Genomic DNA, 17,500 nt, shown 5'->3' with positions numbered 1-17,500 from the left:
TACTTCTTGTTTTTCTAATACAACTTGTTCATTTGTTAACTTCGTATACTCAAATAAATCTTCTATTAAATTTTTTAACTGCTCCGACTTTGCAAAAGCAATTCTCGTATACTCATCGTGTTGTTCTTTATTTTCATATTTAGAATCTCGAAGTAATCGTAAGTAACCCATAATAGAAGTAAGTGGTGTACGCAAATCATGCGATACATTTGTGATAAGCTCATTCTTTTGCTTTTCTAATTTACGTTCCTTTTCTATATTATTCATAAGCTCTTCTGCCATATTATTAATATTCTCCGTTAAAGCTGCAATCTCATCTTCACCTTTTTTCTCAATGCGGTAGGCTAAGTTACCTCTTTCTATTTCCTTTACGCCTTGTGCCATTGCTTCAATCTGCTTCATCTTTCTCTTTGTTATATAGAAGAAAGAGAAAATGAATACAAGTACACCAATTAAAAACGGGAATGGTCCTTCTTGCGTATCATATATTACCTCTCCCTCTGGAATTCCACTAACAAACATGTACAAATTCTTTCCATCAATAGTAATAGGTGAAAAAGATATAAACTCTTTTCTTGTACTTTCAAATACATTTCTACCATCTGTATAATTAATCGCGAATGATGCTGCATTACGAATCGTATTATGCAAATCGATTTGCTCTTCTTGCGCTTGCTTTGTTTTATATAAAACTTTGCCACTTTCATCAGTAACCAATATCTTCAAAGCTCTAGACCCTTGCTCTAAATTTTGGTTCTCCATTTCGATCATATTTGATATAGCTTCTAATTTATTTTCATGAACCGAACTATTTGCCGCTCCTTGAGCTTGGTGATTAATTTGTTCCATACCAGCCCGATAATCGATAGTTGCTTGACGATTCGCATTCTCAAAAAACGGTGCTGCTGCCTTTGCTGACAAAACTCCTAATAACGCACAAGCAGCAAAAGTAGTAATCAATTGAATCCTTATACTCTTTCGTACGCTCTTTACTAATTTCTCAATTAATTGTCTTATTTTCCTTATATAAGTAAACGGATTAAATATCTTTTTCAATCTTATACCCCACTCCCCATACTGTTTTTATATATCTAGGTTTCCTTGGATTCTCCTCAATCTTTTCACGCACTTTTCGAATATGCACCATTACAGTATTATCAGACTGGAAAGATCGTTCGTTCCACACCTTTTCATAAATTTGCTCCGCACTAAACACCATACCTGGATTTCTAGCTAGCAATTCTAAAATTGAAAATTCCCTCGGAGTTAGTTTCACTTCTTCTCCCTCTACAATAACTTTATGGGTCGAGATGTTGATTTTCATCTCCCCAATTTCTAACTCGTCCTCATTTTGAATAGCGAAACCATTCATTTTCATATAACGGCGTAACTGAGATTTAATTCGTGCAATTAGCTCTAACGGATTAAACGGCTTCGTTACATAATCATCTGCCCCTGTTGTTAATCCTAAAATCTTATCCATATCTTGCGTTTTGGCAGAAAGCATAATAATAGGCATTTCTTTCGCTTCCCTTACCTTCATACACATATGAATACCATCCACTTTCGGCATCATAATATCTAATACGACTAGATGTACTTCATTTTCTTCCAATAGACGTAACCCTTCTTCTCCGTCTTCTGCTTGTAATACTTTATATCCTTCATTCTTTAAATAGATTGTAATTAAATTCCGAATTTCTTTTTCATCATCTACGACAAGTATTGTTTCGTGTGCCACAATATCTCCCCCATCACTTTTTTAATCCCTAACTTCTATTATAGGAAAACTTCTGAAGAAAAACGCTCGGAAATCCTTAAGATTTTCTGAAGACGCAAAAAAGGTCTAGACTCCCCTTAAGTCTAGACCTTTAAAAAACCCCTTTTATTTACGAACGTAGATGAAATATAGTACGAATAAAACTCCCATAACATACATAATCGGATGAACCTCTTTACGACGACCACTCACTACCATTGTAATTGGATAGAAGATAAATCCAATCGCAATCCCAGTTGCGATACTATACGTAAGTGGCATAGAGATAATTGTAAAGAATGCTGGCACTGCAATCTCGAATTTCTTCCAATCAATTTCCCCTAAGGAAGAAACCATCAAGATTCCTACAATAATTAAAGCCGGCGCCGTTACTGCTGGCGTTACAACACTTAGTAATGGCGAGAAGAATAGTGCCAGTAAAAAGAATCCTGCTGTTACAACTGCTGTAAATCCAGAACGTCCTCCTGCTGCTACCCCTGCAGACGATTCAATGTAAGACGTTGTTGTTGATGTACCCAAGATCGCACCAATTACAGTTGCAATCGCATCTGCAAATAACGCTTTTCCTGCACGTGGTAATTTATTGTTCTTCATTAATCCTGCTTGATTTGCAACCGCTACAAGCGTACCTGCTGTATCAAAGAAATCGATAAAGAAGAACGTTATAATAACAATCCCCATTTGAACTGTGAAAATATCTCCGAAGTGCGTTAACGCCACGCCGAACGTTGGTTCTAGACTCGGTATTGCTCCCACCACAGCTTTCGGAGTATCAATTAATCCTGTTGCTACTCCTAAGATCGCTGTAAGAATCATACCGTAAAATACTGCACCATTAATTTTCTTAATCATGAAGATGATCGTAGTAACAACCCCGAAGATTGCTAGTAACGTTGTACCCTTTGTTAAGTCCCCCAACCCAACAAGAACTGCATCATTTTTCACGATAATTCCGGCATTTTGGAATCCAAGAAATGCAATGAACAATCCGATACCTGCTGCCACTGCAAACTTTAACTCCGATGGAATTGCATTGATGATTTTTTCACGAATACCTGAAGCAGTAAGAATAATAAAGATAATACCTGACATTAATGTTCCGGCAATTGCTGTTTGCCATGGAATCCCCATCGTTAACACTGCTGTATAAGCAAAGAACGCGTTAATTCCCATACCTGGCGCTAAAGCAATTGGATACTTCGCGAAAATACCCATAATTAACGAACCGATCGCTGCCGCTAATGCCGTAGCAACGAATACTGCCCCTGGATCCATCCCTGTACCTGCTGGTAACCCTTTAACATTTCCAAGCGACAGCGTAGCAGGATTGACAAATAGTACGTAAGCCATAGATAGAAATGTCGTTAACCCTGCTATGAACTCAGTCTTATAATTCGTACCGAGCTCATCAAACTGAAAATAGCGTTTCATCTTACGTTTCCCCCGTTATATGATTACTCGCCGTATTTCACCCTAGCCCTCTTTTATCCCGAGAAATAAAAAAGGCTTCCATTGCATATATACATGGAAGCGTTCTATGAATAAAGATAAGATTCCCCTCACCTTTATAAAAACGCCTCGTAGTCAAGCCATTTACGGTAGCTAGGTAGAAACTTTCGGGCCATATCCCCGATATTATACGACGGCATAATATTCACTTTTCGTTTGAATTACATAATCATATTAACTCGACGAAGTAGTTTTGTCAATTTAAAAACGAACGTTTTTATAAACTTTTATAGTTTCGTTCGTATTAACACCAAAATAAAAAAGATCCACCTATGCATAAGCAATAGATGGACCTTTTTATAAATACTATTCCCACTCAATAGTTGCTGGTGGCTTACTCGTTACATCATACACGATACGGTTAACGTGTTTTACTTCGTTTACGATACGTACAGAGATTTTCTCTAATACGTCCCAAGGGATACGTGCCCAGTCAGCTGTCATACCGTCGATAGATGTTACCGCACGGATACCTACTGTGTAATCGTAAGTACGCTCGTCACCCATAACACCTACGCTACGCATACCAGGAAGCGCAGTGAAGTATTGCCAGATTTCACGGTCTAAGCCCGCTTTAATAATTTCTTCACGTAAAATCGCATCAGATTCACGAACGATTTCTAATTTCTCTTCTGTGATTTCACCTAATACACGAATACCAAGACCCGGTCCTGGGAATGGTTGACGCCATACGATTTCATCAGGAATTCCTAATTCAGATCCTAATACACGTACTTCGTCTTTAAATAACGTGTTTAAAGGCTCAATTAATTTGAACTGCATGTCTTCTGGAAGTCCACCAACGTTATGGTGAGATTTAATTGTTTGCGCAGTTGCTGTACCACTCTCAACGATATCTGTGTAAAGTGTACCTTGCGCTAAGAAGTCCATACCTTGTAATTTTGACGCTTCATCATCAAATACGTAAATGAATTCGTTACCGATGATTTTACGTTTTTGTTCTGGATCTTCTACACCTTTTAACTTGTCCATGAAGCGGTCTCTTGCATCCACTTTAATAACGTTCATATGGAAGCCTTCGCTAAATGTTTTCATAACGCCTTCTGCTTCACCTTTACGAAGTAAACCGTGGTCAACGAAAATACATGTTAATTGATCACCAATTGCTTTATGAATTAATACTGCTACAACAGAAGAGTCTACACCGCCACTAAGTGCGCATAGTACTTTTTTGTCTCCAACAGTTTCACGAATCTTTTCTAATTCTACTTCAATAAAGTTCTCCATGTTCCATCCTTCAGAACAACCACATACACCGAATACGAAGTTTTTAATTAAATCGTTACCGTGCTCAGAGTGACGTACTTCTGGGTGGAATTGTACACCGTATAAGTTTTTCGCTTCATTGCTCATACCAGCAATTGGGCAAGACTCACTTGTTGCATCTACTACGAATCCTTCAGGTAAACCAGTTACTAAGTCGCCATGGCTCATCCATACAACTTGCTCTTCTGGAAGGTTCGCATATAATTTTGATTCGTTCTCTACTTTAAGAACAGCTTTTCCGTACTCACGGTGATTTGCACGCTCTACTTTACCACCGAATTGTTGCGTCATAAGCTGCATACCGTAACAAATACCGAAGATTGGTAAACCTAGTTCAAAGATTTTTTCATCACAATGTAATGCACCTTCACCGTATACACTATTTGGTCCACCAGAGAAAATAATCCCTTTTGGGTTCATTGCTTTAATTTCTTCTGCAGTAATTGTATGTGGATGAAGTTCACTGTATACACCGAACTCACGAATTCGACGTGCTATTAACTGATTGTATTGACTTCCAAAATCTAAAACGATAATTGTATCGTGTTGTTTCTTCAAAATAATCACCCCAACGTTAGTTCTCGTATATAAATATTTTCACCAATTTGGCGAAAAGCATTACCAATATAATAAAAAAAGCCAGTCCTCCGCCTCTAGTCTCATAACAAAGAAAAGGCAGGGGTCTGGCTTTATAAAGAAAGATAGTCTCCGCTCTTTATAAATATAAGACACACTGCCTTCATAGTCAGGTTGTTTACGGTAACCCGGTAGAGACTCTCAAACCATATCATTGAGGATATATGAAGGATCGTTTTATATTATCTTCCTAGATTCTAACAATGAAGTATCAATATGGTCAAGAGAGAAAGCGACAAAATTCTACAGAAATTCATTTCCTTTTCAAAAAAACATAAAAAAACATCCATTTCTATATAGAAATGGATGTTTTTTAGGACAAACGGAATTACATCATTCCGCCCATACCGCCCATGCCCATGCCGCCCATGTCAGGCATTGCTGGTGCATTTGGTTCTGGCTTGTCAGCTACTACAGCTTCAGTTGTTAAGAACATAGCTGCAACAGATGCTGCGTTTTGAAGTGCAGAACGAGTTACTTTAGCTGGATCTACGATACCAGACTCAAGCATGTTAACCCATTCGCCAGTAGCTGCGTTGAAACCAACGCCTACTTTTTCGCCTTTTAGACGCTCTACAACTACAGATCCTTCTAGACCAGCGTTGATTGCGATTTGACGAACTGGCTCTTCTAGTGCGCGAAGTACGATGTTGATACCTGTTGCTTCGTCGCCTTCAGCTACGATAGAAGCTACTTTTGTGTATACGTTCATAAGTGAAGTACCACCACCTGCAACGATACCTTCTTCTACTGCTGCACGAGTTGAGTTAAGTGCATCTTCAATGCGAAGTTTGCGCTCTTTTAACTCAGTTTCAGTTGCTGCACCTACTTTAATTACTGGTACGCCACCTGCTAGTTTAGCAAGACGCTCTTGTAATTTTTCACGATCGAATTCAGAAGTTGTTTCTTCTAATTGCGCACGGATTTGACCGATGCGAGCTTCGATTTGTTCTGTGCTTCCTACACCTTCAACTACAGTTGTGTTTTCTTTTGTAACAACAACTTTACCAGCGCGTCCTAAAGATTCAACTGTAGCAGATTTTAAGTCACGACCTAATTCTTCAGTGATTACTTCGCCACCTGTTAAGATTGCGATATCTTCTAGCATTGCTTTACGACGGTCACCAAATCCAGGAGCTTTAACAGCTACTACGTTGAATGTACCACGAAGTTTGTTCACTACTAATGTAGCTAAAGCTTCGCCTTCTACATCTTCAGCAATGATAAGAAGTGGTTTACCTTGTTGTACCACTTGCTCTAATACTGGTAAGATTTCTTGAATGTTAGAAATCTTTTTGTCAGTAATTAAGATGTATGGGTTATCAAGAACTGCTTCCATTTTGTCAGAATCAGTAATCATGTAAGGAGATGCATATCCACGATCAAATTGCATACCTTCTACTACGTCTAATTCTGTTGTGAATCCTTTAGACTCTTCTAAAGTAATAACGCCGTCGTTACCAACGCGCTCCATTGCTTCAGCGATTAATTGACCTACTTCTTCGTCAGCTGCAGAAATAGCAGCTACTTGTGCGATAGAAGATTTGCCTTCGATTGGTTTAGAAATCGTTTTTAATTCTTCAATTGCAGCAGTAACAGCTTTTTCGATACCTTTACGAAGCCCCATTGGGTTCGCACCAGCTGTTACGTTTTTAAGACCTTCACGAATCATAGCTTGCGCTAATACAGTTGCAGTTGTTGTTCCGTCACCAGCTACGTCATTTGTTTTGCTAGCAACTTCTGCTACTAATTTCGCACCCATGTTTTCGAATGCATCTTCTAATTCGATTTCTTTTGCGATTGTTACACCATCATTTGTAATAAGTGGTGAACCAAATTTTTTCTCAAGTACAACGTTACGACCTTTTGGTCCAAGCGTAACTTTTACTGCGTTTGCAAGAGTGTCGACACCGCGAAGCATCGAACGACGTGCTTCTTCACTAAATTTAATATCTTTTGCCATAATAATTGACCCCCTTGGATTTTTTAAGATTTATATAATTAACCGATAACTGCTAAAATGTCACTTTCACGTAAAATCAAGTAGTCTGTACCTTCATATTTCACTTCAGTACCTGCATATTTTGAGAAGATGATAAGATCACCTGCTGCTACCTCTAAAGCAACACGCTCACCATTCTCAAGCACTCGACCAGTACCTACTGCAACAACTTTACCCTCTTGTGGTTTTTCTTTTGCAGTATCTGGTAATACAATACCACTTGCTGTTTTTTCTTCTGCTTGAACAAGCTCAATTACAACGCGATCACCTAATGGCTTTAGCATGAACAATAACCTCCTCATTTTGTTATGTAAATTTCTTTTATTAGCACTCAAGTCATCCGAGTGCTAACACACTTATAATAATAAATAATCTCAATTTCTTTTGCAAGTAAAAAAATCATAATTTTTTCGCAAATCACTATATAAACTTTCTATATACAATACTGCCTTTACTATATGAATCGTTGTTTCCACTGCTCGTATGTTACAATATGAAAGGACACCCTAAGTTGTTTTCGCTACACATACAACTTTCTCCTGTCTTCTATTATAATTTCAAATAAGGATTTACGAAAAAAACATAATTCAAGAGGTTTATATCGTAGGTAGCATATTTACATGTTATCCTAACTTATCTCATACACTATAGTTAGAAAGGATGGTTAAACCATTTGAAGAAACAATACTGGTGGATTATCGTTACATACATTTTAATGCAGTTATCTGGCGTTGTTGGATTACCACTTCTCCTAAAAACAGGACTCTATGATAATAGAGGATTTACCATTGAAGAAAAAGGACAAATCATAACGGGACACTGGGCAATCATTAGCTTCTTTATTGCATTATGTATCGTGCTTTGGTTACTTAGAACAGATATTCGTGACAGGCATTTAGATCCAATGCGCTCTTCTGTTCCAGCTACTATTGGATGGATTTTTATCGGGTTCTTCTTAGCAATCATCTCACAATCCATTGCAGGTATGATTGAAATGTATGTATTTGGGGTTCCACGTGGATCTGAGAATACAGACAGACTGTTGGACATCGCAAGAACGATACCTTGGTTCCTTATTGTTGTATCTATAATTGGACCTATCTTAGAAGAAATCGTATTTAGAAAAATTCTATTCGGCACGCTTTATAAGAAGTTTAACTTCTTTATCGCAGCTATCATTAGTTCGCTTGTATTCGCAACAATTCATTTTGATTTTACTCACTTATTGGTATACACTGCTATGGGGCTCGTATTCGCCTTCTTATATGTGAAGACGAAACGTATTATCGTTCCGATTGCAGCTCATGTTGCGATGAATACATTAGTCGCTATTGGGCAAATTTTTATGAGCAATGAACAAATTCAAGAAATGATTAAAGAAGCTGAAAAAATGCAAGGCTTTATCGGAGGATTTTTTGTATGAGAAACTCACCATTGTTCATGGCTGCACTATACTTCCTTCTTGGATGTATCTTTACACGCTTCGCCATTACGAACGTGACAGATACAATCTGGAATATGTGGACAATACTATTTGCAGTTATGGCAACAATTGATTTTAATTTGGCACTTCGCCTTATATTAGTTAAATTCACAAAGAAGAAACAATAATAAAACGCAGAGGTCGCTTCCTCTGCGTTTTATTGTGGATAGTTTTTCAAAAAGTAAACTAATGTTTGTAACTCTACAGCTAAGTCAATATGATGAATTCTAATATTCTCTGATACGTTTAATCGCGCTGGTGTGAAATTCAAAATACCGTGCACGCTTGTTTCAGCTAATCTATCTGCTACAGCTTGTGCTACTGTAGCCGGTACTGTTAATATTGCCACTTGTATATCATTTGATAATCTCTCTTCTAATTCATCTAAATGATATACAGGAATGCCCCCGATTTCTGTTCCAACTTTCTCTTCACTAACATCAAATGCCATTTCAATTTTTGTATTATTGTTTTTCGTGAAATTATAATGTAAGAAAGCGGTCCCTAAATTACCTACTCCAATAAGTGCTACACGTGTTATATCATCTTGATCAAGTGTTTCGCGGAAAAATGATAATAAATAATTTACGTTATATCCATATCCCTTTTTCCCTAACGCTCCAAAATACGAAAAATCTCTTCGTATTGTTGCGGAATCTACTTTTACTGCCTCACTCAATTCGGCCGATGAAACACGCTGCTTACCAGAAAGAGATAAGTTTTGGATAAATCGATAGTATAGAGGCAATCTTTTAGCAGTGGCTTGTGGAATCTTTTGCTGATCCATATGACCTCTCCTCTCTTCCTATCTTTATTCATATACTTTAATCAAATACAGAAGTTTAGCACTCATTAAATTCCTTGTATAATAAAGAGAAGAAGTATTCTCTCTTTATTTTAAACTATACACTATTTTTAGTATGATTGAGAAATATAAACATGGCAAAGTTAAGAAATTATTTGAGGTGAAAACATTGATTTTATTACAAGTAAACGCGCTTTCGAAATTATACGGTGCAGAAACGATTCTTGCAAACATAAAATTGGAAGTACAAACAAAAGATCGTATCGCATTAGTTGGAAGGAATGGAGCAGGAAAATCTACATTATTAAAAATTATCGCTGGTGAATTATCTCATGATGGTGGCGAAATTATAAAACCGAAAGATGTCTCAATCGGATATTTAGCTCAAAATACTGGACTAGAAACGTCTTTAACAATTTGGGATGAAATGCTAACCGTCTTTACCCACTTACAGCAAATGGAGACAAAACTTCGAAGGCTTGAGCAAGAAATGGGAAAAGAAAAAAACTTTTCAAACGAAGCTACATATGAAAGATTGTTAGCTGATTATGACCAACTACAACTCAATTATAAAGATCAAGGTGGATATCAATATGAAGCGGATATTCGCTCCATTTTAAGCGGCCTTGGCTTCCCAGTTGAAACGCACCAGACGACGATCTCTACTTTAAGCGGCGGGCAAAAAACAAGATTAGCTCTCGGGAAATTATTATTAACAAAACCAGACTTACTTATTTTGGACGAGCCTACAAACCATTTAGACATCGAAACATTAACATGGCTTGAGCAATATTTGCAAGGTTATCCTGGCGCAATATTAATCGTCTCACATGACCGTTATTTCTTAGACAAACTCGTTACACAAGTATATGAAATTTCGAATAAAGAAAGCAGACGATTTGTTGGTAACTACAGTAAATATTTAGACTTAAAATCAGCATTATATGAGCAAGAAATGAAACGTTACGAAAAACAACAAGATGAAATCGCAAAACTTGAGGACTTCGTTCAAAAGAATATAGCTCGCGCTTCTACAACGAAACGTGCTCAAAGTCGCCGTAAACAACTAGACAGAATGGAATTATTAACGAGACCATTAGGGGATTCTAAGTCAGCATCATTCCACTTCGATATTGAAAAACAAAGTGGAAATGATGTTTTACAAGTAAATGATGCAACCATCGGCTATGATGGAAACCCTATAATTGAACATGTAACTATGCGCTTAACTCGCGGAGATAGTGTTGCTTTAGTTGGTCCAAACGGAATTGGGAAATCCACATTGTTAAAATCCATTGTGAATAAGTTACCACTATTAAATGGTGATGTTTCTTTCGGATCAAATGTATCTGTTGGTTATTATGATCAAGAACAAGCAAACTTAACATCTTCTAAACGGGTTTTAAATGAACTATGGGATGAATATCCACTGCAACCGGAAAAAGAAATCCGTACTATACTTGGGAATTTTTTATTCACAGGAGATGATGTACTGAAACCAGTATCTTCCCTTAGTGGTGGACAAAAAGCTCGATTAGCTCTTGCAAAACTTATGATGCAAAAGTCAAATTTGTTAATTCTAGATGAGCCTACGAACCACCTTGATTTAAATAGTAAAGAGATTTTGGAGAATGCTTTAATTGATTACCCAGGGACTCTTCTATTCGTCTCACATGACCGCTACTTTATTAACCGTGTAACAACGACTGTGGTTGAGTTATCAACAGAAGGTGCACAGGAATATTTAGGGGATTACGATTACTACGTTGAAAAGAAAAATGAAATGATTGAACGTGCAGAACTTGAACAGCAAGAAAGTGACGTTCCTGTTCAAAAGGTGGTTGCACAAGAGAAATTAAATTATTTAGAAGAAAAAGAGCGTAAAAAACTAGAGCGTCAACGCACTAGAAAAATTGAAGAGCTAGAACAAAGTATAGTGGAATTAGAAGAAGAAATTGCTACGTTAGAAGATCAACTTTGCTTACCAGAAATATATGCAGATTATGAAAAAGCTAGTGAAATTACAACTAAAAAGCAAACGCTACAAGAACAACTTGAAACTTGTATGGCAGAATGGGAAGAGCTGCATGTATAAGCATATTTAAATAAGGAAGATGTCTCATAAGTCAGGATTTTTGACTATGTGACATCTTTTTTTAGTACTTAAACAATTTTTTGAATATATCTATCGTAACTTAGAATATACTAACGATTTTTTAAATATATCTATTGTAACCCTATATATATTAACAATTCGACACGAAATATCTTTTTAACGACAAAGATTGACAATATTAGCATCTTCTATAATGGGGAGATGTTTCAAAATGTTTTTCGGGGATATCTTCTTGCTTTTTATTTCCCGAAAAAGAACAAATTCAAAGGTCTGACATCAACCTATTTATCCACAAGTTTATACACATATCCACCTTTATAAAATAAACATCAAAATAACTTTTCCACATTATCCACGGTCAGTAAAAAAGTTATCAACATTTTATATACACAATAAAACCCACATTATCAACAGATAATATGGGTTTTATCCACAACCTGTGGTTAATTATGTGTATAACTATGCTTCAATATCTAATCCTGGATTTGCATTTAAGGCTAATGTTGCACGCTTACCTTGTTCATAAGCAATAGTCCCTGCCGCTGCAATCATCGCTGCATTATCTGTGCATAAAGATAGCGGCGGAATAATTAATTCAATGTTTTCTTTTTGTGCAAATTCCTCTTCTAATCGCGCACGAAGTCCTTTATTAGCAGCTACTCCACCAGCAAGAAGTAATTGCTTTACATTATAAGCTTCTGCTGCACGAGCTGCTTTCGTTACAAGTACATCTATTACACTTTCTTGGAAACTTGCCGCTAAATCTTCTGGTGCAATTTCTATACCGCGCTGTTTTGCGTTATGCACAGTGTTGATAACTGCTGATTTCAATCCACTAAAGCTAAAATCATACGAATCCGGTTCTAGCCATGCACGAGGCAAATCAATTGTCGGTTCTCCTTCATGTGCAAGGCGATCAATATGAGGACCACCTGGATATGGCATAGATAACGTACGAGCTACTTTATCATATGCTTCTCCAGCTGCATCGTCTCGTGTTTCACCAATTACTTCGAATGAACCATGTTCTTTCATATAAACAAGTTCTGTATGCCCACCAGATACAACAAGTGATAATAACGGGAATTGAACTTCTTTTACTAAACGGTTCGCATAAATATGACCAGCAATATGATGAACACCGACTAACGGAATATCATGTGCAAACGCTACTGCCTTCGCTGCATTTACTCCAATTAGAAGTGCTCCTACTAAACCAGGACCTTCTGTTACAGCAATTGCATCAATATCATCAAATGTGATGTTTGCTTCCTTTAAAGCTTCTTCTAACACAACTGTAATTTCTTCTACATGATGACGTGATGCAATCTCTGGTACAACGCCGCCAAAACGTTTATGACTTTCAATTTGTGATGCAACGACATTCGCAATAATTTCCGTTCCATTTTTAACAACTGCTACTGCTGTTTCATCACAACTTGTTTCAATACCAAGTATAATCGTATTTTTTTCCATTATATATTCACCCACATTACGAGACCATCTTCCTGATTGTCTGCATAGTATCGTTTACGAATCCCACCATTTTGAAATCCGTATTTTCTGTATAACTGCTTTGCTACTTCATTTGATACACGTACTTCAAGTGTCATTGTTTTTACCCCTAGTTCTTTCGCTTCAGAAATAACTGCTTTCAATAGGGCATCTCCTAACTTTTGACCTCGGTATTCTGGCAAAATAGCTATATTTGTTATATGTGATTCATCAATAATTATCCACAATCCACAATACCCGACTACACGACCATCTTTTTCTAACACAATATAATGTGCATGTTCATTCATCGTTAATTCACGGTGAAAGGCATCTGCAGTCCAAGGAGTTGAAAAAGACGCTTCTTCAATAGCTACAATTTGAGCAATATCATCAAGCTCCATCTTTCTAAATATCATATCCATCTTCTGCAAGCTCCTACTTGTTTTGACTTTCTAACCACTTTGTTTCAGCTTCAGCTAAACGAAGATAGCTTGGAACAAACGTATGCACATCTTGTTCTTCTTTTTGTAATCCTAAGAATGCTAGCTCACTTGGTCTTGGGTTATTTTTAGTAAATGGAGCGAATACAGCTTGATCACCTAAATGTTCTATAATTGTTTCTTTATGCAATTTAACATCGTTACCGATAAATAAAACAGGCTGTCCTTTATCTTTTAACATTTGCAACCAGTCTACAATAAGAATAATTCGGTCTTCTTCTATTGAAGTTAACTGCTCTCCTTCATATGTATATAACCCAGTATAAATTTGCCCACGTCTTCCATCAAATAAAGGACAAATTAACCCGTTAAAGTTAGCACCGTTTGCAGCTACTACCTCTAAACTTGATACACCTACAATTGGTATTTGAAGTGACCAAGCTAATGTTTTCGCCGCTGTCACGCCTATACGAACACCTGTATAGGATCCAGGTCCAGCAGCTACAACGATTTTAGTTAATTCCTTCGGTTTTACGCCACACTCTTTTAACAGTTTCTCTACAGCTGGCATAAGACGTACAGAATGGTTTTTTGTTAAATTTGTAATGATTTCCCCAATTACGTTTTCTTCCTCAATAAGGGATACACCCATTACGTAATTTGAAGTATCAATTGCTAGTACTTTCATCTTGTAATAGCTCCTCACATAATCTAATATAGCGATCTCCAATTGGCTCGAGTATAATTTTTCTTGTGTCATCTCCAGCATGGAATAAACTAATTTGTAACTTTTCATTCGGTAAATATGCTTCTATTAAATGAGCCCATTCTACTACCGTAATTCCTTCACCGTAGAAATATTCATCAAAGCCTAAGTCCTCTTCACTTTCTGCTAAGCGATACACGTCCATATGATATAGCGGTAATCTTCCTTTATATTCTTTGATGATATTAAAGGTAGGACTATTTACAACTCTTTTCACTCCAAGACCTTTTGCTAGTCCCTTTGTAAAAGTCGTCTTACCAGCTCCAAGATCTCCTTCTAAAATAATTACGTCTTGTGCCTCTACGAGCTCACCTAGTTTTTCTGATAACCTTTGTGTTTCCTCAGAAGATTTTGTTGTTACTTCATATTTACTCACAGACTTCACCTACTTTACTCACAATGTTCTCTGCTCTTTATTATACAGGTTTTGAATATATAAAAAAGTCCTTAGGAGTTGTCCTAAGGATAGTTTGACTGTCTTTATTAGTTTTTTGTTAAAACAAATAAAAAAATACGAAACAACTTGTTTCGTTCTTTTCTTTATATGAAATGGCGGTCCCGACCGGGGTCGAACCGGCGATCTCCTGCGTGACAGGCAGGCATGTTAACCACTACACCACGGGACCATTTGGTTGCGGGGACAGGATTTGAACCTGCGACCTTCGGGTTATGAGCCCGACGAGCTACCGTGCTGCTCCACCCCGCGACAATATAAATAGCTTGGCGACGTCCTACTCTCACAGGGACAAGGTCCCAACTACCATCGGCGCTAGAGAGCTTAACTTCCGTGTTCGGTATGGGAACGGGTGTGACCTCTCTGCCATCATCACCAAACTATGAAGGCATATTCCTTCAAAACTAGATAACATTTGCTTCATATTATATGGTTAAGTCCTCGATCTATTAGTATTCGTCAGCTCCACATGTCACCATGCTTCCACCTCGAACCTATCAACCTGATCATCTTTCAGGGATCTTACTAGCTTACGCTATGGGAAATCTCATCTTGAGGGGGGCTTCATGCTTAGATGCTTTCAGCACTTATCCCTTCCGCACATAGCTACCCAGCTATGCCCTTGGCAGAACAACTGGTACACCAGCGGTGCGTCCATCCCGGTCCTCTCGTACTAAGGACAGCTCCTCTCAAATTTCCTACGCCCACGACGGATAGGGACCGAACTGTCTCACGACGTTCTGAACCCAGCTCGCGTACCGCTTTAATGGGCGAACAGCCCAACCCTTGGGACCGACTACAGCCCCAGGATGCGATGAGCCGACATCGAGGTGCCAAACCTCCCCGTCGATGTGGACTCTTGGGGGAGATAAGCCTGTTATCCCCGGGGTAGCTTTTATCCGTTGAGCGATGGCCCTTCCATGCGGAACCACCGGATCACTAAGCCCGACTTTCGTCCCTGCTCGACTTGTAGGTCTCGCAGTCAAGCTCCCTTATGCCTTTGCACTCTACGAATGATTTCCAACCATTCTGAGGGAACCTTTGGGCGCCTCCGTTACACTTTAGGAGGCGACCGCCCCAGTCAAACTGCCCACCTGACACTGTCTCCCGGGTCGATAAGACCCGTAGGTTAGAATTTCAATACAGTCAGGGCGGTATCCCACCAGCGCCTCCACCGAAGCTAGCGCTCCGGTTTCAATGGCTCCCGCCTATCCTGTACAAACTGTACCAAAATTCAATATCAGGCTACAGTAAAGCTCCACGGGGTCTTTCCGTCCTGTCGCGGGTAACCTGCATCTTCACAGGTACTATAATTTCACCGAGTCTCTGGTTGAGACAGTGCCCAAATCGTTACACCTTTCGTGCGGGTCGGAACTTACCCGACAAGGAATTTCGCTACCTTAGGACCGTTATAGTTACGGCCGCCGTTTACTGGGGCTTCAGTTCAGAGCTTCGCTTACGCTAACCCCTCTCCTTAACCTTCCAGCACCGGGCAGGTGTCACCCCCTATACTTCGCCTTACGGCTTCGCAGAGAGCTGTGTTTTTGCTAAACAGTCGCTTGGGCCTATTCACTGCGGCTTTCCGTTAAGAAAGCACCCCTTCTCCCGAAGTTACGGGGTCATTTTGCCGAGTTCCTTAACCAGAGTTCTCTCGCACACCTTAGGATTCTCTCCTCGCCTACCTGTGTCGGTTTGCGGTACAGGCACCTTTTATCTCGCTAGAAGCTTTTCTTGGCAGCGGGGAATCAAAGACTTCGCTCCATAAGGAGCTTCCCCATCACAGCTCAGCCTTCACGATAAGCGGATTTGCCTACTTATCAGCCTAACTGCTTGGACGTGCACAACCAATCGCACGCTTCTTCTATCCTTCTGCGTCCCTCCATTGCTCAAACGATAAAGAGGTGGTACAGGAATATCAACCTGTTGTCCATCGCCTACGCCTGTCGGCCTCGGCTTAGGTCCTGACTAACCCTGAGCGGACGAGCCTTCCTCAGGAAACCTTAGGCATTCGGTGGACGGGATTCTCACCCGTCTTTCGCTACTCATACCGGCATTCTCACTTCTAAGCACTCCACCAGTCCTTCCGGTCTGACTTCACTGTCCTTAGAACGCTCCCCTACCACTGATACCATTGGTATCAATCCGCAGCTTCGGTGGTGTATTTAGCCCCGGTACATTTTCGGCGCAGAGTCACTCGACTAGTGAGCTATTACGCACTCTTTAAATGGTGGCTGCTTCTAAGCCAACATCCTAGTTGTCTAAGCAACTCCACATCCTTTTCCACTTAATACACACTTTGGGACCTTAGCTGGCGGTCTGGGCTGTTTCCCTTTTGACTACGGATCTTATCACTCGCAGTCTGACTCCTAAGGATAAGTCATTGGCATTCGGAGTTTGACTGAATTCGGTAATCCGATGAGGACCCCTAGTCCAATCAGTGCTCTACCTCCAAGACTCTTACACTTAAGGCTAGCCCTAAAGCTATTTCGGGGAGAACCAGCTATCTCCAGGTTCGATTGGAATTTCTCCGCTACCCACACCTCATCCCCGCACTTTTCAACGTGCGTGGGTTCGGGCCTCCATTCAGTGTTACCTGAACTTCACCCTGGACATGGGTAGATCACCTGGTTTCGGGTCTACGACCACGTACTAAACGCCCTATTCAGACTCGCTTTCGCTGCGGCTCCGCCTCTTCAGCTTAACCTCGCACGGGATCGTAACTCGC

At 39.2% G+C, this 17,500-nt stretch carries 14 protein-coding genes, 2 tRNA genes, 2 rRNA genes and 2 riboswitches (2 of these 20 running past the window's edge); of the genes, 3 read left to right on the top strand and 15 right to left on the bottom strand.

What is annotated here, in order from left to right; genetic code table 11:
• From ampS to groES, 6 genes are all read right to left on the bottom strand, one after another.
• On the bottom strand, positions 1-1,056 hold the 5' portion of the coding sequence (ampS, locus tag BC_RS01530; protein WP_000719220.1) for an aminopeptidase AmpS. The gene continues 450 nt to the left of window position 1, outside the view; the window shows 1,056 of its 1,506 coding nt (coding positions 1-1,056); the start codon lies at positions 1,054-1,056; its stop codon lies beyond the left edge, outside the window.
• Positions 1,040-1,741, bottom strand: a complete 702-nt coding sequence (locus BC_RS01525) for a response regulator transcription factor (protein ID WP_000929879.1) — start codon at positions 1,739-1,741, stop codon at positions 1,040-1,042. Before BC_RS01525 ends, ampS begins: the two co-directional genes overlap by 17 nt.
• A gap of 144 nt (positions 1,742-1,885) precedes the next feature.
• Positions 1,886-3,211, bottom strand: coding sequence for an NCS2 family permease (locus BC_RS01520; protein WP_000833082.1), 1,326 nt, complete (start codon positions 3,209-3,211; stop codon positions 1,886-1,888).
• Between the two features lie 130 nt (positions 3,212-3,341).
• Positions 3,342-3,443, bottom strand: a riboswitch (purine riboswitch).
• Between the two features lie 152 nt (positions 3,444-3,595).
• On the bottom strand, positions 3,596-5,134 hold the full coding sequence (gene guaA / locus BC_RS01515; protein WP_000743924.1) for a glutamine-hydrolyzing GMP synthase: 1,539 nt from the start codon (positions 5,132-5,134) through the stop codon (positions 3,596-3,598).
• A gap of 164 nt (positions 5,135-5,298) precedes the next feature.
• Positions 5,299-5,400: riboswitch (purine riboswitch) on the bottom strand.
• 140 nt (positions 5,401-5,540) lie between these two features.
• The gene (gene groL, locus BC_RS01510) at positions 5,541-7,175 is read right to left on the bottom strand and encodes a chaperonin GroEL (protein WP_001029995.1); all 1,635 of its coding nucleotides are present in this window, start codon (positions 7,173-7,175) and stop codon (positions 5,541-5,543) included.
• Between the two features lie 38 nt (positions 7,176-7,213).
• Positions 7,214-7,498 (bottom strand): co-chaperone GroES, encoded by a 285-nt coding sequence (groES, locus tag BC_RS01505; RefSeq protein WP_000917311.1) that lies wholly within the window; start codon positions 7,496-7,498, stop codon positions 7,214-7,216.
• A 389-nt stretch (positions 7,499-7,887) separates the two neighbouring features.
• Here groES and BC_RS01500 point away from each other — a divergent pair, with 389 nt between their 5' ends.
• A complete protein-coding gene (locus tag BC_RS01500; protein ID WP_000745322.1) occupies positions 7,888-8,637 on the top strand; it encodes a CPBP family intramembrane glutamic endopeptidase in 750 nt (249 codons plus the stop codon).
• The gene (locus BC_RS01495) at positions 8,634-8,825 is read left to right on the top strand and encodes a YdiK family protein (protein WP_001246201.1); all 192 of its coding nucleotides are present in this window, start codon (positions 8,634-8,636) and stop codon (positions 8,823-8,825) included. Before BC_RS01500 ends, BC_RS01495 begins: the two co-directional genes overlap by 4 nt.
• A gap of 29 nt (positions 8,826-8,854) precedes the next feature.
• Here the strand turns inward: BC_RS01495 and BC_RS01490 are convergent, their stop codons facing one another.
• Positions 8,855-9,484, bottom strand: a complete 630-nt coding sequence (locus BC_RS01490) for a redox-sensing transcriptional repressor Rex (RefSeq protein ID WP_000372699.1) — start codon at positions 9,482-9,484, stop codon at positions 8,855-8,857.
• 187 nt (positions 9,485-9,671) lie between these two features.
• Between BC_RS01490 and BC_RS01485 the strand changes: the two genes are divergently transcribed.
• Entirely contained in the window at positions 9,672-11,597 is a 1,926-nt protein-coding gene (locus BC_RS01485; RefSeq protein WP_000602153.1) for an ABC-F family ATP-binding cassette domain-containing protein, read from the top strand.
• 480 nt (positions 11,598-12,077) lie between these two features.
• On the opposite strand, the gene tsaD is transcribed toward BC_RS01485, so the two are convergent.
• The 8 genes from tsaD to BC_RS01445 form a co-directional block, all read right to left on the bottom strand.
• Complete coding sequence (gene tsaD / locus BC_RS01480) at positions 12,078-13,094, bottom strand: tRNA (adenosine(37)-N6)-threonylcarbamoyltransferase complex transferase subunit TsaD (RefSeq protein WP_000414585.1); 1,017 nt, start codon at positions 13,092-13,094, stop codon at positions 12,078-12,080.
• A complete protein-coding gene (gene rimI / locus BC_RS01475) occupies positions 13,094-13,537 on the bottom strand; it encodes a ribosomal protein S18-alanine N-acetyltransferase (RefSeq protein WP_000367190.1) in 444 nt (147 codons plus the stop codon). The genes tsaD and rimI overlap by 1 nt, the downstream gene beginning before the upstream one ends.
• A gap of 13 nt (positions 13,538-13,550) precedes the next feature.
• Complete coding sequence (gene tsaB, locus BC_RS01470; RefSeq protein WP_000865740.1) at positions 13,551-14,243, bottom strand: tRNA (adenosine(37)-N6)-threonylcarbamoyltransferase complex dimerization subunit type 1 TsaB; 693 nt, start codon at positions 14,241-14,243, stop codon at positions 13,551-13,553.
• The gene (gene tsaE, locus BC_RS01465; RefSeq protein WP_000049642.1) at positions 14,224-14,697 is read right to left on the bottom strand and encodes a tRNA (adenosine(37)-N6)-threonylcarbamoyltransferase complex ATPase subunit type 1 TsaE; all 474 of its coding nucleotides are present in this window, start codon (positions 14,695-14,697) and stop codon (positions 14,224-14,226) included. The genes tsaB and tsaE overlap by 20 nt, the downstream gene beginning before the upstream one ends.
• 174 nt (positions 14,698-14,871) lie before the next feature.
• Positions 14,872-14,947, bottom strand: a tRNA-Asp gene (locus BC_RS01460).
• A 3-nt stretch (positions 14,948-14,950) separates the two neighbouring features.
• Positions 14,951-15,027: transfer RNA gene (locus BC_RS01455), tRNA-Met, on the bottom strand.
• Between the two features lie 12 nt (positions 15,028-15,039).
• Positions 15,040-15,155, bottom strand: a 5S ribosomal RNA gene (gene rrf / locus BC_RS01450).
• A gap of 49 nt (positions 15,156-15,204) precedes the next feature.
• Positions 15,205-17,500, bottom strand: a 23S ribosomal RNA gene (locus BC_RS01445) (it continues 626 nt past the right edge of the window).

It is taken from the genome of Bacillus cereus ATCC 14579, assembly GCF_000007825.1.
GTDB lineage: Bacteria > Bacillota > Bacilli > Bacillales > Bacillaceae_G > Bacillus_A > Bacillus_A cereus.
This window is presented reverse-complemented; position numbering and strand designations above follow the sequence as displayed.